General features: G+C 71.6%; 18 protein-coding genes. 4 read left to right on the forward strand and 14 right to left on the reverse strand.

The genetic code is table 11. The features are described from left to right. Nucleotides 1-3: 3 nt before the first annotated feature. From QSK31_RS31625 to QSK31_RS31675, 11 genes are all read right to left on the reverse strand, one after another. Nucleotides 4-1,074: a polyprenyl synthetase family protein gene (locus QSK31_RS31625; protein ID WP_285688224.1), complete on the reverse strand. Its 1,071-nt coding sequence runs from the start codon at nucleotides 1,072-1,074 to the stop codon at nucleotides 4-6. Next, a complete protein-coding gene (locus QSK31_RS31630) occupies nucleotides 1,071-2,441 on the reverse strand; it encodes an alkaline phosphatase family protein (RefSeq protein WP_285688225.1) in 1,371 nt (456 codons plus the stop codon). Before QSK31_RS31630 ends, QSK31_RS31625 begins: the two co-directional genes overlap by 4 nt. Continuing rightward, a complete protein-coding gene (gene eboE, locus QSK31_RS31635; RefSeq protein ID WP_285688226.1) occupies nucleotides 2,438-3,565 on the reverse strand; it encodes a metabolite traffic protein EboE in 1,128 nt (375 codons plus the stop codon). The genes QSK31_RS31630 and eboE overlap by 4 nt, the downstream gene beginning before the upstream one ends. After that, nucleotides 3,565-4,413 (reverse strand): TatD family hydrolase, encoded by an 849-nt coding sequence (locus QSK31_RS31640; RefSeq protein WP_285688227.1) that lies wholly within the window; start codon nucleotides 4,411-4,413, stop codon nucleotides 3,565-3,567. Before QSK31_RS31640 ends, eboE begins: the two co-directional genes overlap by 1 nt. Nucleotides 4,414-4,415: 2 nt before the next feature. Then, nucleotides 4,416-4,988 carry an EboA domain-containing protein gene (locus QSK31_RS31645; RefSeq protein ID WP_285688228.1) on the reverse strand — a complete coding sequence of 191 codons (573 nt, stop codon included), beginning with the start codon at nucleotides 4,986-4,988 and terminating at the stop codon, nucleotides 4,416-4,418. Further along, nucleotides 4,975-5,877 carry a sugar phosphate isomerase/epimerase family protein gene (locus tag QSK31_RS31650; RefSeq protein ID WP_285688274.1) on the reverse strand — a complete coding sequence of 301 codons (903 nt, stop codon included), beginning with the start codon at nucleotides 5,875-5,877 and terminating at the stop codon, nucleotides 4,975-4,977. The genes QSK31_RS31645 and QSK31_RS31650 overlap by 14 nt, the downstream gene beginning before the upstream one ends. 407 nt (nucleotides 5,878-6,284) lie before the next feature. Next, entirely contained in the window at nucleotides 6,285-7,262 is a 978-nt protein-coding gene (locus QSK31_RS31655; protein WP_285688229.1) for an SCO3242 family prenyltransferase, read from the reverse strand. Next, nucleotides 7,259-8,362 carry an inositol-3-phosphate synthase gene (locus QSK31_RS31660; RefSeq protein ID WP_285688230.1) on the reverse strand — a complete coding sequence of 368 codons (1,104 nt, stop codon included), beginning with the start codon at nucleotides 8,360-8,362 and terminating at the stop codon, nucleotides 7,259-7,261. The genes QSK31_RS31655 and QSK31_RS31660 overlap by 4 nt, the downstream gene beginning before the upstream one ends. A gap of 60 nt (nucleotides 8,363-8,422) precedes the next feature. After that, complete coding sequence (locus QSK31_RS31665) at nucleotides 8,423-9,496, reverse strand: sugar phosphate isomerase/epimerase family protein (RefSeq protein ID WP_285688231.1); 1,074 nt, start codon at nucleotides 9,494-9,496, stop codon at nucleotides 8,423-8,425. A gap of 180 nt (nucleotides 9,497-9,676) precedes the next feature. Continuing rightward, nucleotides 9,677-12,826: a ThuA domain-containing protein gene (locus QSK31_RS31670; protein ID WP_285688233.1), complete on the reverse strand. Its 3,150-nt coding sequence runs from the start codon at nucleotides 12,824-12,826 to the stop codon at nucleotides 9,677-9,679. Between the two features lie 10 nt (nucleotides 12,827-12,836). Next, nucleotides 12,837-13,922 (reverse strand): sugar phosphate isomerase/epimerase family protein, encoded by a 1,086-nt coding sequence (locus QSK31_RS31675; RefSeq protein ID WP_285688234.1) that lies wholly within the window; start codon nucleotides 13,920-13,922, stop codon nucleotides 12,837-12,839. Nucleotides 13,923-14,167: 245 nt separating this feature from the next. Between QSK31_RS31675 and QSK31_RS31680 the strand changes: the two genes are divergently transcribed. Genes QSK31_RS31680 through QSK31_RS31690 form a run of 3 tightly spaced genes read left to right on the forward strand, consistent with a single transcriptional unit; the run spans nucleotide 14,168 to nucleotide 18,191 of the window. Next, entirely contained in the window at nucleotides 14,168-15,622 is a 1,455-nt protein-coding gene (locus QSK31_RS31680) for an FAD-linked oxidase C-terminal domain-containing protein (RefSeq protein WP_285688235.1), read from the forward strand. Continuing rightward, entirely contained in the window at nucleotides 15,622-16,824 is a 1,203-nt protein-coding gene (locus QSK31_RS31685) for an FAD-binding oxidoreductase (RefSeq protein WP_285688236.1), read from the forward strand. The genes QSK31_RS31680 and QSK31_RS31685 overlap by 1 nt, the downstream gene beginning before the upstream one ends. Further along, nucleotides 16,824-18,191 carry a (Fe-S)-binding protein gene (locus QSK31_RS31690; RefSeq protein ID WP_285688237.1) on the forward strand — a complete coding sequence of 456 codons (1,368 nt, stop codon included), beginning with the start codon at nucleotides 16,824-16,826 and terminating at the stop codon, nucleotides 18,189-18,191. Before QSK31_RS31685 ends, QSK31_RS31690 begins: the two co-directional genes overlap by 1 nt. Nucleotides 18,192-18,236: 45 nt before the next feature. Here QSK31_RS31690 and QSK31_RS31695 read toward each other — a convergent pair whose 3' ends face one another. Then, nucleotides 18,237-18,563, reverse strand: a complete 327-nt coding sequence (locus QSK31_RS31695; RefSeq protein WP_285688238.1) for a putative quinol monooxygenase — start codon at nucleotides 18,561-18,563, stop codon at nucleotides 18,237-18,239. Nucleotides 18,564-18,637: 74 nt separating this feature from the next. Between QSK31_RS31695 and QSK31_RS31700 the strand changes: the two genes are divergently transcribed. Further along, nucleotides 18,638-19,879 (forward strand): sensor domain-containing phosphodiesterase, encoded by a 1,242-nt coding sequence (locus QSK31_RS31700; RefSeq protein ID WP_285688239.1) that lies wholly within the window; start codon nucleotides 18,638-18,640, stop codon nucleotides 19,877-19,879. A 9-nt stretch (nucleotides 19,880-19,888) separates the two neighbouring features. Here QSK31_RS31700 and QSK31_RS31705 read toward each other — a convergent pair whose 3' ends face one another. Next, a complete protein-coding gene (locus QSK31_RS31705; RefSeq protein WP_285688240.1) occupies nucleotides 19,889-20,623 on the reverse strand; it encodes a hypothetical protein in 735 nt (244 codons plus the stop codon). 41 nt (nucleotides 20,624-20,664) lie between these two features. After that, a complete protein-coding gene (locus tag QSK31_RS31710) occupies nucleotides 20,665-21,513 on the reverse strand; it encodes an SDR family oxidoreductase (protein ID WP_285688241.1) in 849 nt (282 codons plus the stop codon). Between the last annotated feature and the right edge of the window lie 48 nt (nucleotides 21,514-21,561).

Below are 21,561 nucleotides of genomic sequence, written 5' to 3' on the forward strand. Positions count from 1 at the left end.
GCCTTATCGGGTCCGGTCCACGACGCTGCCGGCAAGGGTGGCCAGAGCGGCACGGGCCTCGTCGGTGATGGGAGCGTCGGTCAGTGCCGCGACCGCCGACTCGGCCCGCACCGTGATCATGTCTTCCACGCGGTCGAGCGCACCGGTGGCGGCGATGATGGTACGCAGTTCTTCTGCACCTGCGGGGTCCAGATCCATCCGTCCGAACAAATTTTTAAATTTATCGCTCTGACCTGCGTCGGCGTGTTGACGCGCCAGTGCAATGAGGACGGTCGGTTTGCCCTCTCTAAGATCATCAAGGACCGGTTTGCCGGTCACCGAGGGGTCGCCGAAGACCCCCAGCACATCGTCACGCAATTGAAATGCGTCGCCGAGCGGGTCGCCGAACCGCAGCAGCGCGGCCAGGGTCTCCGGCTCGGCGCCGGCCAGCGCCGCGCCGATCTGCAACGGCCTGGTCACGGTGTAGCGGGCGGCCTTCATCCGGATCACGGTCAGCGCGCCGGCGACCGAGCCGTCGCCGACACTGGACACCAGGTCCAGATACTGGCCCGCGATGACCTCTGTGCGCATGAGCGTGAACAGACGGTGACCGCGCTGGATCCACTCCGGCGGCAGCCCCGACCCGGTGAACATCTGGTCGGCCCAGGCGGCGCAGAGGTCGCCGCCGAGCAGGGCGGCGCTGTGGCCGTACCGGGCGGCGTCGCCGCGCCAGCGGTGCCTGGTGTGCAGGTCGGTGAAGTGCCGGTGCATGGACGGGCGGCCGCGGCGCTGCTCGCTGCCGTCCATGATGTCGTCGTGGATCAGCGCGAACGCGTGGAACAGCTCCAGCGCGGCCGACGCGGTGATGATCTCCGGGCCGTCGGGGCCGCCCGCCCCGCGCCAGCCCCAGTAGCTGAACATCGGGCGCAGCCGCTTGCCGCCGGCCAGCACGAACCGGCGGCAGGCGTCGAGCACCCCGTGCGGCGCGCCGTCGGGCCACTGTGGACCCTGCGCCTCCAGGAACGCCGAAAGGGCCTGGTCACAGCGCCTGGCGAGGTCCTCCGCGGTCACTCCGACCGCCGACCCGATGGTCACGAGTCCACTCCCGCGAGCTTGAGCAGGAGGTCCTTCACCTCGGTCGCGGCGATCTCGTCCCGGGCGTACTCCGGATCTGAGCAGATCAGGACCGGTGCGTCTCGCGGATCGTCGGGGAGCCTGCCGTGCGAACCGCGCACCGCGCGGGCGCCGGCGTCCAGCCCGACCACACTCATCAGGTAACGCATGCCGAGCTTCTTCCGCAGCAGCGCGAGACCGGCACGCCCCTTGGCCGCGCCCGGGTTCGCCGGGTCGAAGAACAGCTCCGCCGGGTCGTAGCCGGGCTTGCGATGGATCTCCACCAGCTTGGCGAAGTCCGGCGCGCGGGCGTCGTCCAGCCAGTAGTAGTAGGTGAACCAGGCGTCCGGCTCGGCCACCAGCACCAGCTCGCCGGAGCGCTCGTGGTCCAGTCCGTGCGCCGCCTTCCCGGCCGCGTCCAGCACCTGGGCCACGCCGGGCAGCTCGGCACAACGCTTGGCGACCGCCGCGACGTCCGCCGGATCCTTCACGTAGACGTGCGCGATCTGGTGGTCGGCCACCGCGAAGGCGCGGCTCGTCCACGGGTCCAGGTACTCCATGCCGGCCTGCGTGTAGACCTCCAGCAGGCCCTCCGAGCGCAGCATCCGGTTGATGTCCACCGGGCGGGAGACGTCCACGATGCCGTACTCGGACAGCACCACCACCGTGGCCTCGGCGCCGAGCAACGGAGCGAGCTCCTCGTCCAGCTCCCGGGCGGCGGCCGCGGCCTGCGGGGCGGACGGGCCGAAACGCTGCAGGTCGTAGTCCAGATGCGGGATGTAGACCAGGGTGATGTCGGGCTTCTGCCGCGCCAGGATCCGCTGGGCCGCCTTGACGATCCACGCCGACGACGTGATGCCGGCGCCGGCGCCCCAGTAGCTGAACAGCGGGAACGTGCCCAGCGCCGAGGTCAGGTCGTCGTGCAGCTCCGGCGGGTACGTGTAGCAGTCCGGGTCCTTGCGGCCGTCGGCGTGGTAGATCGGCCGAGGCGTGACCGTCCAGTCCACGTCCATGCCCATCGCGTACCACCAGCAGACGTTGGCCACGGTCAGCCCGGGCTTCGCCTTGCGCGCGGTCTCCCACAGCTTCTCGCCGCCGACCAGCCCGTTGTGCTGCCGCCAGAGGAAGACCTCGCCCAGCTCCCGGAAGTACCAGCCGTTGCCGACGATGCCGTGCCCGCTCGGCGGCTCCCCGGTCAGGAAGGTGGACTGCGCGGAACAGGTCACCGCCGGCAGCACCGTGCCCAACGGCGCCTGGAAGCCCCGCTCGGCGACCGCGCGCAGCCGCGGCATGTGCTCCAGCAGACGCGGGGTCAGCCCGACCACATCCAGCACCAGCAACGGTTTCACGGCTTGACCTCCAGCTCGTCCAGCAGGCCGCGGGCATGGTCCAGCTCGGCGGCGATGCCCGCCACCAGCTCGGCGGGACCGCGCGGCCGCGAACCCTCCGGCAGGACGTTCCAGGTGTACGTCTCCACGTCCAGGTGGTCGCTGATCGCCTCCGGGCCGCCGACCAGCACCCGCAGCGCGTCCCGCAGCACACCGGTGGTGGCCCTCAGCGGCGGCTCCGGCCGGGCGTGGATCGGCACGTGGTAGTGGATCCGCCACGGCTGGCTCCGGTCGCCGGCCAGGGCGTCGTCCAGGTCGTCGGTGCTGAGCCCCCGGCTGCCCCGGGTCTGGTGCAGGAAACGCGGCTCCACATACCGGCCCAGCACCTCGGCGTCCCGCTCCGGGTCGTCGCTGGCCAGCGCCGCCGACACCTGCACCTTCACGATCGGCACCCCGGCCGCGCGCAGCCGCTGGATCGCAGCCGACGGGTCCTCCCAGGCGCAGGCCAGGTGGGCCAGGTCGAGGCAGACGCCGAGCCGCGAGTGGTCGGTGTCGTGCAGCATCGCCGCGGCCTGCGAGGTGTTCTCCACCACGCAGCCCGGCTCCGGCTCGAACGCCACCCGGACCGTCCGGTCCAGCCCGGCCAGCTCGCTGGCCAGCACGTCCAGCGACCGCCGGCAGGCGTCCTGCCGCTCCTGGTCCCAGGGGGTACGCCAGGCGAGCGGCAACGTGGAGACGGAACCGCGCACCGCGTCGTCCGGCATCAGCCGTTCCAGGATCCGGGCCAGATTCAGGGTGTACGTGAGACGGGCCGGCGTGGTCCAGTCCGGCTCGTACACGGCGCCCTTGACGACCGGTTGCTGGAACGCGGCGTACGGGAATCCGTTGAGGGTGACCACCTCGAGACCCCGCGTACCCAGCTCGTCCTTGAGTCTCTTGATCTTGGCACCGTCGGCGACCAGCTCGGACGCGGCGGGCGCGGCGATCCACAACCCGAGGCCGAGCACGGCCGTCCCGAGCTTCTCCCGGATCGGCAGCGCGTAGGTGTCCAGCTGCCCGACGATGCCGTCCAGGTCCTCGGCGGCGTGCACGTTGGTGCAGTAGGACAGGTGGATGGTCTGCCCGTCGCGGTGGTGGAAGCGCATCAGCTGCCGCCCCGCAGGATCGAGCTGCCCTCGAAGGTCGCCTCCGTCGCGCTCTCCGCCAGATCCAGCTTGCCGGACTGGGCGTAGAAGGCGACCGGGTTCTGCCAGAGCACCAGGTCCACGTCGTCGGTGGTGAAGCCGGCCGCCAGCATCGCCTCGGCCGTCGCCACGGTCAGCAACGGATCCGACTTGCCCCAGTCGGCGGCCGAGTTGACCAGCATCCGCTCCAGGCCGTGCTCCTTGAGGATGTCCACCATGCGCGGCGGGGACATCTTCGTGTCCGGGTAGATCGAGAAACCCATCCAGCAGCCCGAGTCCTTGACGATGCCGACGGTGACCTCGTTCAGATGGTCGACCAGGACATGCCCCGGCTCGATGCCGGACTCCTTCACCACGTCCAGCGTCCGCTTCGTACCCGCCGCCTTGTCCCGGTGCGGGGTGTGCACCAGCGCCGGGAGCTCGAACTCGACGGCCATCGCCAGCTGGGCGGCGAACACCTCGTCCTCGACCGGGGTCATCGCGTCGTACCCGATCTCGCCGACCGCCACCACACCGTCCTTGTCCAGGTAGCGGGGCATCAGATCGAGCACACCGCGGCAGCGCGGGTCGTTCGCCTCCTTCGGGTTCAACGCGATGGTGGCGTGGTGCTTGATGCCGTACTGCGCCGCCCGGAACGGCTCCCAGCCGATCAGCGAGTCGAAGTAGTCGGCGAACGAACCCGGGTTCGTCCGCGGCTGGCCCAGCCAGAACGCCGGCTCGACCACGGCCTTCACACCGTGCGCCGCCATCGCCGCGTAGTCGTCCGTGGTGCGCGAGGTCATGTGGATGTGCGGGTCGAAGATGCGCACGGTTACGCCTCCCATCTGTTCAGCAGGGCGATTGCGTCGGCGGACATGTCGCGCCCCGCGGCGGCACGCTCGTCGGCCAGCGAGCGCAGCATCGTCGCCAGCTCGGCATCGGCGCGCTCGTCCAGATCGGCCACGGCGGCCAGCGGCACACCCATGAAGACCACCTTGATCACACCCTGCCGCCAGGTGGCGGCGTCCAGATGCTCCGCGTACGGGCCCAGGGCGGCCGCGACCAGCCGGGTGTCGTTGGTGCGCAACGCGTCGAGCAGCAGCGGGACACCGGCGCCCTCCCGTTCGGTGTCCAGCAGGGGGAGCGCTTTCAGGATGGCCAGCTTCTCGGCCGCGTCGCCGTGGTCGTACAGCTGCCTGATCTGCTCTTGATCCTGGTCCTTCAGAAGCAGCGCGCGGCCGGCCTGACCCGCCGTCCAGCCCGGCACAACTTCGTCGCGCCCCAGCTTGCGGTCGGCGCGGGCGAAGAGGCTCGGCAACGCGGCCGGGTCGGCCTTCACACGGACCTCCGCCTCGGCCAGCCACTCGTGGCCGGCCAGCGCGGCCCGCAGCTCATCCAACTTCACCCTGCGCCCCTTCCGCGTTCGTCAGGAATTCGATCGAGCGCCGGGCCACGTCCGGGGCCGCGTGCGAGTGCCGGGGCAGCTCGACCGCCACCAGACCGCCGTAGCCCGCCGTGCGCAACGCCCGCAGCACCGGCGGGAAGTCGATCTCCCCCTCGCCGAACTCCAGATGCTCGTGCACCCCGCGGCGCATGTCGTCGATCTGCACGTTCACCAGATGCTCCGCGACAGCGGCCACACACTCCGGCACCGGCAGATCCTCCAGACACCGGCAGTGCCCGATGTCGAGCGTGATGCCCAGGCCGGCCGGCTCGCCGAGCTCCTGATGGAGCCGCCGCCAGTCGGCGATGTCCTGCACGAGCATCCCCGGCTCCGGCTCGAAACCCAGCGGGACCGTGGCGTGTCCCAACACCTCGCCGACCCCGTCGACCAGCCGTTTCCAGGCGGTGTCCGGATCGACCTCGTCCGGCCGCACCCCCGCCCAGAAGGACACCGCCTCGGCGCCCAGATCCGCCCCGATCTCCGCGGCCCTGCGCAGGAACTCGAGCCGCTTCGCCCGGTCGTCGTGCAGCAGCGTCGGCGCGTGCTTGCGCCAGGGATCGAGCAGATACCGCGCGCCCGTCTCGACGACCACGCCGAGGCCCAGATCCCGCAGCTTGTCCGCGGCCCGGGCCACCTGCCTGGCCGCATCCGGCGCGAACGGATCGACATGATCGTGATCCAGCGTCAGCGCCACACCCTCGTAGCCGAGCGCGGCGATGACCTCCAGCGCCTCGTCCAGACGATGATTGGCGAAGCCGTTCGTGCCGTAGCCGAACCGCAGCCTCTCCACACCCTGCCCGGCGACGACCGGCCCGCCCAGCGGCGACGTCCGGGCGATCGGGCCACCCATGATGGGCTCGGCGGTCGTCGGCCAGCCACCGGCCGTCCCGCCCCCGATCGCCGACGCCACACCCGGCCCGCCGGCGCTCGACCCGTTGGCGCTCGACCCGCCCACGCTTGATCCGCCCACGCTTGATCCGCTCGGCGCGCCCGCGATCGGCGTGGCAGCAGCGCTCGGCGGTGCCTTGCCCGGCCCGCTCACGTCCGGCCCGCTCACGCCCAGCCCGCTCGGGTTGACCGCACCCGACCCGCTCGATCCACTCGATCCGCTGGACCCGCCTGCATCCGCCCGGTCCGTGGTCGGAATGCCGGATGGGATGTTCCCCGGGGCCGCCCGGCCACCGATCGACCCGCCGAGGCTCGACCCACCCGTGATGAAGGACCCGCCCGCGGCGAACCCCCGTCCGATCCGCCGGCTCATGTCGGTGAGACCTTCCGGGCGAGCGCCCCGGCCAGTGGCGCCGCGGCGGCGACCGCGAGGCCGGCCAGCGGTGAACCCGAGCGGGCGGCCAGCGCGCCCTGCAGCGACGGCAGCGACGTGATGCCCGCCCCGACCGCGGCGCGCACCCGGGAGGCCGCCGGGTCGCCGATGACGGCGGCCTGGGCGCGCCCGTACTTCACGGCGTAGCCCGCGGCGAGCGCGGCTGTCGCCGCCCACCGCCAACCGCTGCGCCCTCCTCGGTGGAGGGTGGGTTGCGCTGATCGACGGCCCGCCCCCTCCCCCACCCCTGAACTGGGTGGGCCGGAATCTACGCCGTCCCGCGAGCGCGCCGCCGTGGTTGTCCACAGGCGGCCCGTCACGGCCACCGCCCCACTGAGCGCCGCCGTAGTAGCCAGAGTGACCGCGGCCAGCCGAGGCTCAGCCCCCGAAACCTCCCGCCGTGACAACGCTGTCACCGTGTACGTGTGCAACGCCACAGCCAGCGCCGACGGCACCGCCCGCGCCGGCCGCTCGGACCCGCTGGCCCCGAGCATCACGTCCAGTCCGCGGCACAGCGCCATCCCGGCGGGCCCGGCAGCCGTGTTCTTCAGCTTGAGGTCGTACAGCCAGACCGCTGCGGCGAGCGGCCCGGCCACGGCCAGTGCACGGCGCCCTCCGGCGGCCCCGGCCAGCGCCAGGCCCGCCCCGGTGAGCCCGGCGGCGATCCCGAGTGCGGCGGGCGCCGAGATCCGCCCCGACGGAATGGGCCGTTCCGGTCGCTCGTGCGCGTCGAGTTCCCGGTCGGCCCAGTCGTTGGCGGCCATCCCGGCCCAGTAGAGGCAGACCGATGCCCCGGCGAGCCCGGCGACGGGAGCGCCCAGTGACCCGGCCGCTCCGGCCCCGGCCACCACGTCCCCGGGTACGGAGAGTGCGGCCGGGGCGCGGACCAGGGAGATCAGATCGCGCAGCCTCATGCCGGGTCCTCGAACGACGCGACCAGCCCGGCGAGTTGCGCCCACTGCTCGGCGAGCGCCGACGGCCCGTCGCCGATCGGGTCCTTGAAGAAGAAGCCGAGTTCGGGCAGGGGTCCGGTGCGGCCGGAGCGCTGGGCGGCGGCGGTCAGCCGGGCCAGGTCGAGGACGAGCGGGGCCGCCAGGGCCGAGTCGCAGCCGTGCCAGGTGAATTCGACCCGCATGCCGGTGCCGAGGAAGCCTTGGAAGGTGACCAGGTCCCAGGCGGTTTTGAAGTCGCCGATCTCTTCGACGTAGTCGATCCGGCTGGTGCCGGAGGGCTCGTAGCCGAGGGCGTCGCCGAGGACCCGCTGTTTGCTGGCGACCTTGGCGGCGTTGGCGGCGGGGTCGGCGAGGTTGGCGCCGTCGCCGCCGCCGAGCAGGTTGAGCCCGGACCAGCTGCGGACGCGCAGGTGGCGCATGGCGAACATGGGTGCCAGCACCGACTTGACCAGGGTCTCGCCGGTTTTGCCGTCGTTGCCGGCGTAGCAGACGCCGCGGGAGCGGGCATATGAGTCGAGGAACGGCAGCCGCGCACCGGTCGACGGTGTGAAGTCGATGAACGGGCAGCCGGCGGAGAACGCCGCGTAGGCCGCCAGGGAGCTGCCGGGCAACGATCCCAGGGTGGCTTTCCGGTCGGAGAAGATGGGCTCGGTGGTCGACACGTTGATCACCACGACGACGTCGAGGGAATGCCGTGCGCGGAAGCCGTGGATGTCGGCCGCGATGAGCTGGGCGGTGCGTTCCTGGGTGTCGGCGGCGGGCAGGGGCCGCACGTTCTCCTCGTGCGCGGTGAGCTCGTCGGTGAGCGCCGCGACGAGGCGGCCGGGCAGCACCCCGGCGGCGGCGAGGGCCTCGGCCTTCTTCACCACCGGGGTGCTGACGATGTCGTGGCCGCCGAGCACCAGGTCGCCCCAGGCGGGCAGCGCGGGGCTGTTGAGCTGGGGCAGCTCGGTGACGCAGCCGGTCGTGTCGGTCAGCCGTGCTTTGAGGGCCAGGGCGCCGACGGTGGCGGTGACCGCCACCGATCCGCGCGCGCCGATCAGCCAGATTCCGGTACGCATCAGCGGACCTCCCGGGGGGCAGGCCCGGGGCCCGGGTTCGCCGAGACCCCGGGGTGGTGACTATCTGGTGTAGACGGTGAGCGCCGACATGTTGTCGTAGCTCAGCTGGGCGGTGCGCAGGCTCTTGCCGGGGTCCGAGGATCCGCCGAGTTGCGCGTCGTCCATCTCGTAGTTGGCGTGGTGGTAGTCCGGCAGCCCGATGGTCTGGAAGAACTGCTGGAAGTTGATGTCGCCCTCGCCGAGCGGCACCTCGTTGTAGCCGTTGGCGGTGTGGTCGCCGTCCTTGGCGTGGAAGAGGGGGTAGCGCCGGGGACGGTTGGCCACGGTGAGGATGGGGTCGAAGACGTCGGTGCGGACCTTGCCGGCCGAGTTGGTGTACGTGCGGTAGCGGTGCTGGGCCAGGTACGCCCAGAGGATGTCCATCTGCAGGTAGACCAGCTCGGGGTCGGTCTTGGCCAGGAAGTACTCGAGGCGGCGGATGCCGGTGGAGCGGGTGGGGCGCCCGTTCGCGTCGAGGGGCCCGGCGTCGAGCAGGAAGTCGTACGCGGAGTCGTGGTTGTGGGTGTAGAGCTTGAGCCCGCGCGCCTTGGCCCGGGCGCCCATGGCGTTCCAGTCGGCCGCGGCGCGGTCCCAGTCGGCCTGGTAGGCGCTGCCGCTCGGGTCGCCGCCGGTGCCGATGTGCGCCATCCCGAGGGTCTGCGCGATGTCCATCTCGGCGTCCAGCGACCCGGGGCTGATGTTGGTGTGGGTACCGTTGGCGACCAGCCCGTTGTCGTCGAGGATCTTCCGGATCTCGGCGGGGGTGATCTGCCGTCCGAGGATCGAGGTGTGCTGGGTGTACCCGGCGAACTCGACCTCCTGGTATCCCTGTTCGGCGAGGTGCGCGAGGACGCGTTCGAAGCCGTACGGCACTCCGGAGTTGTCGGGCGCGGCCTGGATCCGGTCGCGGACGCCGTAGAGGATGATGCCGCGCCGGTTCGGCGGGATCAGCGGCTCGGCCCGGAGCTTGCCTTCGCCGAGCGCGGCGTGGCCGGTGCCGAGCACCGGGAGGCCGGCGGCGGTGAGCGCGGCGGCCGCGGCGCCCGCGGTGGCGAGCAGTTTGCGGCGGCCGAAGCCGGGCTTTCGTTCATCCATGTCTGCATACCTTCCGGGGTGGATCCGAAGGGGACTGACTGTGTCGACTTTGTTACACATCGGACGCTAGCCGGGCGTCCCGCGAAAAGAAAGGAGTGAGATCGACAAAGTTCTTCATTTGTAGATCCAACTTCTTCACTGACAGACAAAAGCTTTCGCGGGACGCCCGGAGCCGGTGAATCAGGAGAATTCCACCCAATTCAAGTTGATCAACCCCGTGGTCGGCCCACCCGCTACCGGCCGGAAAACCAGATAGAGCGGATGGCTGCCGGCTGCGGAGACGGGCACTGAAAGACCGGTGAAAGCGGCCGCCCCGCTGGTGGCGAGGAGCGTGCCGGTGCCCACGACCGGGCCGGTGGCGGAGTCGAGCCGGAGCTCCACGGTCGCCCGGGGCTGTCCGGCGGTGGCCGCCGAGCCGCCCGAGTACCGCAGCGCCACCGAGGAGACGCCGTCCAGGTTGATCGGGTCGAAGGCGATCGAGTCGCCGGTGTCGATCCCGTTCACGTGCTGGCCGCCGCCGGTGTCACCGGTGTTCGCGACCGTCACGTTGTTCTTGATCCGGGCGAACTCGGCCTGCTGCCGGTGGGTCTGCAGCACCGTCTGGTCGACCGCGGTCAGCGCGGGCTGGCCGTTGGCGCCCAGGTCGGTGTACGTGGCGCTGATCGCCCCGTACAGGTAGCCGCCGGCGTGATCCGCCCCGTCCGCAGGTGAGACGAACGAACCCGAGCATCCGGTGGCGTCGCTCATGCCGTGGCCGTGGCTGTCATGGCCGAGCACGAAGGACACGGTCACCCGGGAGCAGTCGATCGGACCGTCCTCGGGGTCGCTGACCGCCACCGTCCAGGGCACGGTGTCACCCCACTCGAAGAAGCTGCCGTCGATCGGCGACGTGACGGTCACCGTCGGTTTGGTGTTGCCGACCGTGATGACGTGGGTGAGCACGGCCGTCTTGCCGCTGGAGTCGGTGACCGTCAGCTTGGCGTTGAAAACCCCGTTCTCGGTGTACGTGAAGGAGGGGTCCGCCGCGGTCGAGTCGACGGTGCCGTCACTCTGGAAGTCCCACGCGAAGGAGATCGCCTCGCCGGGGTCCGGGTCGGCCGAGCCCTCGCTGGAGAACCGCACGGTCAGCGGCGCCCGGCCGTTGTCCGGGGTGGCGGACAGCTTCGCCACCGGCGACCGGGTGCCCTTGACATAGCGGATCACCGAGAGCGCGGCGTCCGGGTTGGCGGTGAAGAAGCCGTCGCCGTACTCCAGCACGTAGAGGCTGCCGTCCGGGCCGAACTCCATGTCCATCGGGTTGTCGAAGACGAAGCCGGGCAGGAACTGTTCCACCCCGGTCAGGCCGCCGGACCCGTTCGTACGCATCATGAAGATCTTGTCCCGGCTGAACTCCCCGAAGACCACGCTGTCGTCCCAGTACTCCGGGAACTTGACGTCCGAGTCCAGAGCCGGGTCGTAGTGGTAGACCGGGCCACCCATCGGGCCGACGCCGCCGGTGCCGACCACCGGCCACTTGAAGTCGCACGCGGCCGGCGGGGTGTTCAGGTATGCCTCGGCACAGGTCGTGCGCGCCTGGAAGGTGTACCAGAACTGGGCCTGCTGGACCGGGGGCAGGACCTGGCGGCCGGTGTTGCGTGGCGACAGGTTCCGCGGCGCGGCGCAGTTGAAGGCCGCTCCCGGCGTACGCGTGGTGAAGTCGTAGTCGAAGTAGGGCAGCGACGGGCTGACGCAGAACGGCCACCCGTAGTTGCCGGCCTTGTTGGTGGCGATCCACCGCCCGGTGCCCTCCGGCCCGCGGGTGGGGCTCGGCGTCTGCGAGTCCGGCGAGTAGTCGCCGATGTACACCCAGCCGCGCGAGTCCACGTCGAAGCGGAACGGGTTGCGCAGGCCCATCAGGAAGATCTCCGGACGGGTCTTGTCGTCGGTGTCGGCCGTCTCCGGGAAGAGGTTCCCGGCCGGGACGCTGTACGTGCCGTCCGGCTTGACCTTGATCCGCAGCAGCTTGCCGCGCAGGTCGTTGGTGTTGCCGGCGGAGCGCTGGGCGTCGTAGCCGGGCCCCTGGGTGGGCGCGTCGTTGATCGGCGTGAAGCCGTCCGAGCCGCCGGCGTTGGTGTCGTCGCCGGTGACCAGGTAGAGAAGGCCCTTGCCGTCGAACTTGACCTCGCCGGCCACGTGGCAGCAGATGCCCCGGTCGGTCGGCACCTGCAGGATCCGCTGCTCGGTGGACATGTCCAGGTGCGGCGTCGGGGTCTCGGCGAACTTCACCCGGGACAGCTGGTTGTAGCCCTTGTAGACGTCCCACGCCGCCGGGTTGGTGCTGGTGGCGGGCGCGTCCGTGGCCGGGGTGCTCAGCCGTGGCGCGTAGTAGAGGTACACCCACTTGTTGGTCGCGAAGTCCGGGTCCAGCGTGACCGATTGGAGGCCGTCCTCGTCGTGCTGGTAGACCTCGACCGTGGTGATCACCGGGCTGGCGGCGGTCGCCGGGTCGTAGAGCCGGATCTGGCCGCTGCGGGTGTTGTGCAGCACCCGCCCGTCGGGCAGCACCGCGAGCGTCATCGGCTCGCCCGGCTCGTCGTTGAGGACGACCTTCTCGTAGTTCGAGGTCACCGTGGCGCCGCAGTCGCCGGCGGCCTGTCCCGCCGCCCACTGGATGCCGCCCAGGAGGTGCTTTCTGAAGGCCCCGTCGGCGTACGAGCCGGAGCTGTGCCCGAGGCCGGTGTAGAACGAGCGCCCGCCCTGGTAGTCCTTGCACCAGGAGACGGGGTTGTTGAACGCCGTGGCCAGCACGTGGGAGGCGCCCCGCACGTTGGTGGAGTAGGTGTACCACTCCTCGGTGAGGGAGAGCCGGCGGGCGAGCGGCTCGGTGGCCGGGTGCACCCGGTCCACGACCTCGACGTTTCCGGTTCCGGTGGACGCGACGCCGGAGACGCCGGTGCCGACCAGGTTGCGGTAGAACGTCCACTGCGGCTCGGTCTCGGCGGCCGCATGCACGCCGACGTACCCGCCACCGGCCGTCACGTAGTCCTGGAACGCCTGCTCCTGCGGTGCGGTGAGCACGTCGCCGGTGGTGTTCAGGAAGACGACGGCCCGGTAGTTGGCCAGGTTGTCGCCGGTGAACGCGGTGCCGTTCTGGGTGACGTCGATGCTGAAGTGGTTGGCGGCGCCGAGCGTGCGGATCGCGGTGACGCCCTTGTCGATCGACTCCCGGCGGACGCCGTCGGTCTTGGTGAAGACGAGCACCTGGTACTCGTCGTGTGCGGAGGCCGGCGTGGCGACCGCGAGAGGCAGGGCGACAACGATCGCTGCGAAGAGGGGGAACCAGCGACGCATGCCGGCCGCCTCAGCGCTTGTAGACGGTGAGGGCGGACATGTTGTCGTAGCTCAGGTCGGCGTAGGCGAGCGACCGGCCCGGCTCGGCCGTGCCGCCGGGGGCGGTGTCCATCTCCCAGTTGGCGTGGTGGAACTCGGGCTCGCCGATGGTCTCGAAGAACTGCTGGAAGTTGATGTCGCCCTCGCCGAGCGGCGTCATCACGTACCCGGCGGACTGGCTGGTGTCCCGGTCGCCGTCCTTGGCGTGGAACAGCGGGAACCGCTTGGTGCGGTTGGCCACGGTCAGGATCGGGTCGAAGATGTCGATGCGCGTCTTGCCGGCCGAGTTCACGAAGGTCTTGAAGCGGTACTGCGCGACGTACGCCCAGTAGATGTCCAGCTCGAAGAAGACGTTCTTGGCGTCGGTCTTGGCCATGAAGTACTCGAGCTTGCGGATGCCGGACGAGCGGGTCGGGCGCCCGTTCGCGTCCAGCGGCCCGGCGTCGAGCAGGAACCCGTACGCGGCGTCGTGGTTGTGGGTGTAGAGCCGCAGCCCGCGCTCCCTGGCCTGGGCGCCGAGGGTGTTCCAGAGGTCGGCGGCGGCGTCCCAGTCGGACTGGTACGCGCTGCCGGTCGGGTCCGAGCCGGTGCCGATGTTCTTCATGCCGAGCGTCTCGGCGATGTCCATCTGCTGCTGGAACGTGGCCGCGTTGATCGTGGTGTGCGTGCCGTTGGCGACCAGCCCGTTGTCGTCCAGGATCTTCCGGATCTCCTCCGGGGTGATCTGCCGGCCGAGGATCGCGGTGTTCTGCGTGTACCCGGCGAACTCGACTTCCTTGTATCCCAGCTCGGCGATGCGGGCGAGCACGCGCTCGAAGCCGTACGGGACGCCGGTGCTGTCGGGGGCGGCCGAGATCCGGTCCCGCACGCTGTACAGGATGATGCCCCGGTTCTGCGCCGGGATCAGGGGTTCGGCGTGCAGTTTCGCCTCGCCGATGGCCGGCTTGGCGGTCTGCAGGACCGGGAGCCCCGCCGCGCCGAGCGCTGCCGCGGCGCCGGCCGCGGTGGCGAGTAACTTCCGCCGGCTGACCGGCGCCTTCTGGATTGCCTCACTCATTCTTGCCCACCTTCCAATGGCGGCTCGTCGGCCGCGGATGTGCACGTCAAGAGGGGTCCGAAGTGGACCTGAGAACAGGCTGTGTCGAGTGTGTTACGTCCTGGCGAGACGCTATCCCGGTCCAAAGTGAAAAGAAAGACTGCCTTACAAAGAAGTTGTTGATCCTACGACCTAACTTCTGCTGATTCAGACAAAAGTATCCGTAGTCGTCCGGTGACGGATAGGTTGGATCCGAGGAGGACGTCATGATCGACCTACTCGCCGGCCGGTTGCACGAGATCCTCGGCGGCGACCGGGTGATCAGCGACCGGCAGCGGCTGCGGACCTACGAGTGCGACGGCCTGGCCCACTACAAGGTCGTCCCGGCCCTGGTCGTGCTGCCGCACACCGCCGAGGAGTGCGCGGCCGTGGTCCGCGCCTGCGCGGAGGCGAAGGTGCCCTGGGTGGCCCGCGGCTCCGGGACCGGCCTGTCCGGCGGCGCCCTCCCGCACGCCGACGGGGTGCTGCTGGTGACCTCCCAGATGCGCGACATCCTGGCCGTCCGGCCCGCCGACGAACGCGCCGTGGTCCAGCCCGGCGTGATCAACCTGGACGTCAGCAAGGCCGCCCGACCGCACGGCTACTACTACGCGCCCGACCCGTCCAGCCAGCAGATCTGCTCGATCGGCGGCAACGTGGCGGAGAACTCCGGCGGCGCGCACTGCCTGAAGTACGGCTTCACCACCAACCACGTGATCGGCGCGCAGGTGGTCACCCCCGACGGCGACCTGGTCCGGCTCGGCGGCGACGCGCCCGACGCCCCCGGGTACGACCTGCTCGGCGCGTTCGTCGGCTCGGAGGGGACGCTGGGCCTGGCCACCGAAGTGACCGTACGTCTGGTGCGGCTGCCGGAGACCGTGCGTACCCTGCTCGCCGGTTTTCCCTCCACCGACCAGGCCGGCGCCGCGACCTCGGCGATCATCGCCGCCGGGGTGGTGCCCGCGGCGATCGAGATGATGGACGCGCTCGCCATCGAGGCGGCCGAGGCGGCGGTGCACTGCGGCTATCCCGAGGGCGCCGGAGCCGTGCTGGTGGTCGAGCTGGACGGGCCCTCGGCCGAGGTCGAGGCACAGTTCGAGCAGGTCGTCGCGCTCTGCCGGGCCAACCAGGCCGACGAGATCCGGATCGCCGCGGACGACACCGAGCGGGCGCTGATCTGGAAGGGCCGCAAGTCCGCGTTCGCCGCGGTGGGCCGGATCAGCCCCGACTACATCGTGCAGGACGGCGTGATCCCGCGGACCGCGCTGCCCGAGGTGCTCCGCCGGATCGGCGCCCTCGCCGAGGAGAAGGGCGTGCGGGTGGCGAACGTCTTCCACGCCGGCGACGGCAACCTGCACCCGCTGGTCCTCTTCGACGACGCCGTGGAGGGCGAGGCCGAACGCGCCGAGGACGTGTCCGGCGCGATCATCGACCTGTGCATCGAGTTCGGCGGCTCGATCACCGGCGAGCACGGCGTCGGCATGGACAAGTCCAAGTACATGCCGCGGATGTACAGCGCCGACGACCTGGACACCATGCAGCTGGTGCGCTGCGCGTTCGACCCGGCCGGGCTGGCCAACCCCGGCAAGGTCTTCCCGACGCCGCGGCTCTGCGGCGAGGTGCCCGGCCGGCACAGGGGCGCGCATCCCCTCCAGGAAGCCGGCATCGCGGAGGTCTTCTGATGGGCGCGCTCGACGACCTGACCCGGCCCGCCGGTGACGACGACACGGTGTGCGGCGTCCCGGCCCGGCTGGTCGCCGCTCCCGCGTCGACCGCCGAGGCGTCCGCGCTGCTCAAGGAGGCGCGCGGGCTCCGGGTGGTGGTGCGGGGCGCGGGCACCAAGATCGATTGGGGTACGCCGCCGCGAACGGTGGACCTGATCGTCGACACGCACCGGCTGGCCGGCGTCCGCGAACACGCCGCCGGCGATCTCATCACCGTGCTCGGCGCCGGAACCCTTCTGGACGACCTGGACCTGCCCGGCCAGCAGCTCGCCCTCGAGTCCCCGGCGCCCGGCGCCACGGTCGGCGGCACGATCGCCACGAACGTCAGCGGCCCCCGGCGCGTCCTCTACGGCACCGCGCGCGACCTGCTCATCGGCATCGAGGTGGTGCGCGCCGACGGCACGGTCGCGCGGTCCGGTGGCAAGGTCGTCAAGAACGTCGCCGGGTACGACCTGGGCAAGCTGTTCACCGGCTCGTACGGGACGCTCGGCCTGATCACCGAGTGCGCGTTCCGCCTGCACCCGCTCCCGGCGGCCTCCGCAGCGGTCACCGCGGCCGCCCCTTCCCCGGCCGCGGCCGGGCGGCTCGTGGCCGCGGTGCTCGGCGCGCAGGTGGTGGCGTCGGCGATCGAGGTCAACGCCCCGCCGGCCGGCGACGTGGAGGTGGCCGTCCTGATCGAGGGCACCCCCGACGGCGTCCGCGACCGCGCGGCCGTCCTGGCCAAGATCCTCGACGGCGCCGAGGGGCCGCCGCCCGCCTGGTGGGGCGCCTACCCGTGGCAGCCCGGCGACGTCGGGCTCAAGCTGACCGCTCCCCTGTCGAAGGTCCCCGACCTGCTCGCCGCCGCCCGCGACACCGAGGTCCCGCTGACCGTCCGCGGCTCCGCCGGCTCCGGCGTCCTCTACGCCGGCGTCCCCGCCGATGCGTATATGTGCTCAGAGCAAAGCGGCGCGGAGCACGTTGCCCGGGCGGTGGCGCGGCTGCGGGAGGCGGCCACCCACGCGGGCGGGCACGCCGTCGTGCTGACCGCGCCGGAGCAGGTGCGGGCAGCGGTGGACATGTGGGGTCCGGTCGGCGGACTGGAGCTCATGCGCCGGGTCAAGCAGCAGTTCGACCCGGAGGGCCGGTTCGCGCCGGGACGTTTCGTGGGAGGGATCTGATGACCGACATCGACGCCACCCATGGCAGCGATCCGCACGCGGGACAGGACGTGCTCGGGCCCGTCAGGGCGTTCGACGACGACCATCCGCCGTCGCGGGAACTCGTCTCGGACTGCGTGCACTGCGGGTTCTGCCTGCCGACCTGTCCGACCTACGTGCTGTGGGGCGAGGAGATGGACTCGCCACGCGGGCGGATCCACCTGATCTCGCAGGGTCTGACCGGGGAGCCGCTGAGCCCGAGCATGGTGCAGCACTTCGACAACTGCCTGGGCTGCATGTCCTGCGTGACCGCGTGCCCGTCGGGGGTGAAGTACGACCGGCTGATCGAGGACACCCGCGCTCAGGTCGAGCGGTTGCACCCGCGCGGCGCGAAGGAGCGGGCGCTGCGGAAGGCGATCTTCGCGTTGTTCCCGTACCCGAAGCGCCTGAGGCTCTTGAGACTGCCGTTGCGGGCCTATCAGGCCATCGGGCTGCAGCGGCTGGTCGCGCGGACCGGGCTGCTGGAGCGGCTGGCGCCGACGCTCGCCACCCTCGACTCACTCGCGCCACGGCTGCGCGGCGTGCCCCGGCCACCGGAGCGGGTCCGGGCACGCGGCCCCCGCCGGGCGGTGGTCGGGATGCTCACCGGCTGTGTGCAACGGGCATTCTTCCCCGACGTGAACTCGGCGACCGTCCGGATCCTGGCCGCCGAGGGCTGCGACGTGGTGCTGCCGCCGAGCCAGGGCTGTTGCGGCGCGCTGAGCGTGCACAACGGGCGGAGCGACGAGGCGCGGGGCTTCGCGCGACGGCTGATCGACGCGTTCTCCGACAGCGGCATGGACTGGTTCGTGGTCAACGCCGCCGGGTGCGGGTCGTCGCTCAAGGAGTACGACGTCCTGCTGGCCGACGACCCGGCCTACGCCGAGCGGGCCGCCGCGTTCGCCGCCAAGGTGCGTGACCTGTCCGAGCTGCTGACCGAGCTGGGCCCGGTGGCGGAACGGCATCCGCTGCCGATGACCGTGGCATACCACGACGCCTGCCACCTGGCGCACGCCCAGGGCGTACGCGCACAGCCCCGCGCCCTGCTCGGCGGCATCCCCGGCCTGGAGCTGCGCGAGATCGCCGACCCGGAGATCTGCTGCGGCTCGGCCGGCGTGTGGAACGTGCTGAACCCGGTGCCGGCCGCCGAGCTGGGCGACCGGAAGGCCGCGAACGTGCTCGCCACCGGCGCCGAGCTGCTGGTCACCGCGAACCCGGGCTGCCTGATGCAGGTGGCGGCGGCCGTCCGGCGGCGCGGCGGGACGATCGCCCTGGCCCACACGGCACAGGTGCTGGACGCGTCGATCCGCGGCCTCGGCACGGCTGAACTGCTCAGACCAGGCCGGTGACGAGCCGGCGCCCTGGAGGGCGTGACCGTGAACAACACGCGCACCTCAGCCCGGGACCGCCATCTCCCCCAGCTCCGACCAGTCGTCCTGATCAACCGACTGGCTGACGATCTTGGGGGTCGCCACCAGGTGACCCGGAAGATCACGCTGGGCCTGCTTGAAGTGCGCGGAGGTGACGTGGGCGCCGCCCGCGTCACCGTCGCGGAAGGCCTCGACCAGGACGTACTCGGTCGGATCGTCGAGGCTGCGCGACCAGTCGAACCACAGGCAGCCCGGCTCGGCGCGGGTGGCCTCGGTGAACGGGCCGGCGATCCGCGGCCAGTCCTCGGCGTGCTCGGGTTTGACCCGGAACTTGGCGGTAATGAAGATCATGGACAGCTCCTTGTCATCATGCGATTCTCCTCCACTATTCTCAGGCCCTTTCCCCGGCTGCCGAATAGTTTGAGGTGAGTGCCGTAGACACGCGTAGCGCCGGAACGGGCATCGACGATCTCCTCTCCGGCGACGGACTGTCGTGTGTCTTCCAGCCCTTCGTCGACGTGGACACCGGATCCGTGCCGGCCTTCGAGGCCCTGATGCGCGGGCCCGAGGGCTCCCGCTGGCACTCGCCGCTGGCACTGCTGGCCGCGGCCCGCGAGACCGGGCGCCTCGCCGACCTGGAACGCGCCTCCCTGCGGGCGTCCCTGGCCGACGCCGCGCGGCTGTCCGCCGGCCGGCCGATCACCCTCTTCGTCAACCTCGAGCCCAGCACCGTGACGCGGTATCCGGACATGGTGCTCGACGTGCTCGCCGGCCGTGCGGATCACGTGCAGGTCGTCGTCGAGATCACCGAACGGGCGCTGGCCGCCGACCCCGCCGGGATCCTGGCCGCCGCCGAGCGGCTGCGGGCCGGCGGCCACGCCATCGCGCTGGACGACGTCGGCGCTCTGCCCGAATCGCTCGCGTTCATCCCGCTGCTGCGACCCGAGGTGGTCAAGCTCGACCTGGGACTGCTGCGGACGATCAAGGACCCGGCCACGGTCGCGGTGGCCGGCGCCGTGCGGGCGTACGCGGAGCAGACCGGCGCGGAGGTCGTCGCCGAGGGTATCGAGACGCCGGAGGATCTGACCCGCGCGCTCGTGCTGGGCGCGACCCTCGGCCAGGGCTGGCTGTGGGGCCGGGGCGAACGCGTGCTCGTCCCGTCGACGTCCCAGCCGCAGCGGTTCGCCGCCCGGCCGATCGGAGCCGCGCTGCGGACGAGCCCCTATGAGCTGATCGACACCGGGCAGCGCATCCGGGAGGCGCCCAAACACCTGCTCGTGCCGCTCTCCCGGACCCTGGAACTGATGGCCGCGGAGGCGGGCGTCCCGCCGATCCTGCTGGCCGCCTTCGAGCACGCCCGGTTCTTCCGCCCGGCCACCGTCCGGCGGTTCACCGAGTTCGCCGAACGCCTGCCGTTCGTCGCCGCGTTCGGCGTCGACATGCCGGCGGCCCCGGCCCCCGGTGTGCGCGGCGGCGCCCTGTCCGCGGACGACCCGCTGGCCGGCGAGTGGACGGTCGTCGTCCTCGGCGCCCACACCTCGGCGGCTCTGATCGCGCGCGATCTCGGCGACTCCGGTCCCGACGCCGACCGCCGGTTCGAGTTCGTCGTCACCTACGACCGTGCCCTCGTCACCTCGGCGGCCCACGCGATGGTCGGACGCCTCTAGGTCCTGTCGTCAGCCGGACGTCACGCTGAGCTGGGCCAGGCCGGCGGTCGCGTCCAGGTCGACGCGGTCACCGGCGCCGGTCCAGCCGTCCGGGGTGAACAGCGCCCCGGCCGCCACGCCGTTGTGCGCCTCTCCGGCCAGCACCACCTGACCGGCGCCGCTGCCGACCCGGACCCGCACCGGGACACCGGACGCCGCGTGCAGCGCGAACTGGTTGATGCCACCGGTCACCCGCACCGCGAGCGTGCCGTCCGGGCGGGGCAGCCGCAGAACCAGGCTGGTCGCGGTGTCCGCCAGCGCCACCGCGCTGACCCGCGCCCCGGCCAGGTCGATCGTGCGGCGGTCGGCCGCGCCGCGGACGGTCAGATCCCAGGCCGTCCCGGACGCCAGCAAGAGCTCCACCGGCTCGGCGCCCACCTCCAGCCGGATCCGCCCGCCCTCGTTGCTGACCCGGCCGGCCGGGCGCGCCCGGTAGAGGTCGTCGCCCAGATCCGCGCTGCGCACGACCACCGCGGTCCCGCCGACCACGTCGATGGCCTGCAGCGCCCGTCGGGGCGGCACCGGCTCGGCCCGGTTGACCGAGGCGATGATCAGCACACCGGCGATCGCCACCACCGCCGCCAGGCCACCGAAGAACAGCCGCCGCACCAACGGGGAGTGCAGCTCGGGCGACGGCAGCGGGTCCGGTTTCCGCCCGGCCACCGGCATCTCCTTGGTCACGTCGTCCCACTCCGGTGCGGTCATGCCCTTCAGTACGGAAATGGAAGCCGCGCGGTTCGCCCGCGCTACGCCAGGAATGCCTCGATGCCCATGCCCGCCGCGACCTCACGGGTGGCCTGCTCCTCGGCGGCGATCACGCGCTCGATCGGTCCGGCCTGGTTGTCGGGGCCGATCACGGTCCACCGCGGCCGGCTGCCGTCGGGCGTCTCGACGAGCCGCACGACGGCGTCGGCCACCTCCCGCGGGTCGGCGGGGGCGCCGGTCTGGACCTCGGTGATCCGGGCGATGTAGGCGCCGAACCCTTCGCCGTACGCGGCCAGCCGCTCCTGGTCCGCCGCCATCGAGGCGTTGACGCCGATGTTGGTGGCGTACGGCGCCGGCTCGACGATGACCGACTCGACCCCGAACGGCGCGAGCTCGTGGTGCCACGCGTCGGTGAGGCTCGCCAGGGCCGCCTTGCTGGCCGAGTACAGGCCGGCGTAGGGCACCGTCACCCGGCCGCCGAGCGACCCGATCTGGATCACCGCGCCGTGCCGCTGCTCGCGCAGGTGCGGCAGCGCGGCCCGGTTGACCCGAAGCGCGCCGAAGACGTTGACGTCGAACTGGCGCTGCGCCTCCTCGGCGGTGAACGGCTCGAGCGGGCCGGGGAAGACGCCACCGGCGTTGTTCACCACCACGTCCAGGCCGCCGGCCGTCGCCAGCACCGTCGCGACGGCCCGGTCGGCGGACTCCTGATCGGTCACGTCGAGCTCGACCACGTGCACGCCGGCCTCGGTCAGCTCGGCGGCCGCCTTCTCGTTGCGCCCGGCCACGTCCCGCAGACCGGCGAAGGCCTGGTGGCCACGCCGCCCGAGCCCCTCCACCGTCAGCCGCCCGAAGCCGCTGCTCGCACCCGTCACCAGAACCACGCTCATGGTCATCTCCGTCCAAGAAATGGGGTGGCACCCCACTTGCGCCCTGAA

Origin of the sequence: Actinoplanes sp. NBRC 103695 (assembly GCF_030269485.1) — a bacterium.
Classification (GTDB): Bacteria; Actinomycetota; Actinomycetes; order Mycobacteriales; family Micromonosporaceae; genus Actinoplanes.

Coding starts and splice junctions, on each gene's coding strand:
- QSK31_RS31705 (WP_285688240.1), bottom strand. CDS start 20,623: ATGACCGCACCGGAGTGGGACGACGTGACCAAGGAGATGCCGGTGGCC.
- QSK31_RS31670 (WP_285688233.1), bottom strand. CDS start 12,826: ATGCGTCGCTGGTTCCCCCTCTTCGCAGCGATCGTTGTCGCCCTGCCT.
- eboE (WP_285688226.1), bottom strand. CDS start 3,565: ATGCGCTTCCACCACCGCGACGGGCAGACCATCCACCTGTCCTACTGC.
- QSK31_RS31690 (WP_285688237.1), top strand. CDS start 16,824: ATGACCGACATCGACGCCACCCATGGCAGCGATCCGCACGCGGGACAG.
- QSK31_RS31665 (WP_285688231.1), bottom strand. CDS start 9,496: ATGGATGAACGAAAGCCCGGCTTCGGCCGCCGCAAACTGCTCGCCACC.
- QSK31_RS31710 (WP_285688241.1), bottom strand. CDS start 21,513: ATGAGCGTGGTTCTGGTGACGGGTGCGAGCAGCGGCTTCGGGCGGCTG.
- QSK31_RS31685 (WP_285688236.1), top strand. CDS start 15,622: ATGGGCGCGCTCGACGACCTGACCCGGCCCGCCGGTGACGACGACACG.
- QSK31_RS31660 (WP_285688230.1), bottom strand. CDS start 8,362: ATGCGTACCGGAATCTGGCTGATCGGCGCGCGCGGATCGGTGGCGGTC.
- QSK31_RS31655 (WP_285688229.1), bottom strand. CDS start 7,262: ATGAGGCTGCGCGATCTGATCTCCCTGGTCCGCGCCCCGGCCGCACTC.
- QSK31_RS31675 (WP_285688234.1), bottom strand. CDS start 13,922: ATGAGTGAGGCAATCCAGAAGGCGCCGGTCAGCCGGCGGAAGTTACTC.
- QSK31_RS31680 (WP_285688235.1), top strand. CDS start 14,168: ATGATCGACCTACTCGCCGGCCGGTTGCACGAGATCCTCGGCGGCGAC.
- QSK31_RS31695 (WP_285688238.1), bottom strand. CDS start 18,563: ATGATCTTCATTACCGCCAAGTTCCGGGTCAAACCCGAGCACGCCGAG.
- QSK31_RS31650 (WP_285688274.1), bottom strand. CDS start 5,877: ATGGGTGGCCCGATCGCCCGGACGTCGCCGCTGGGCGGGCCGGTCGTC.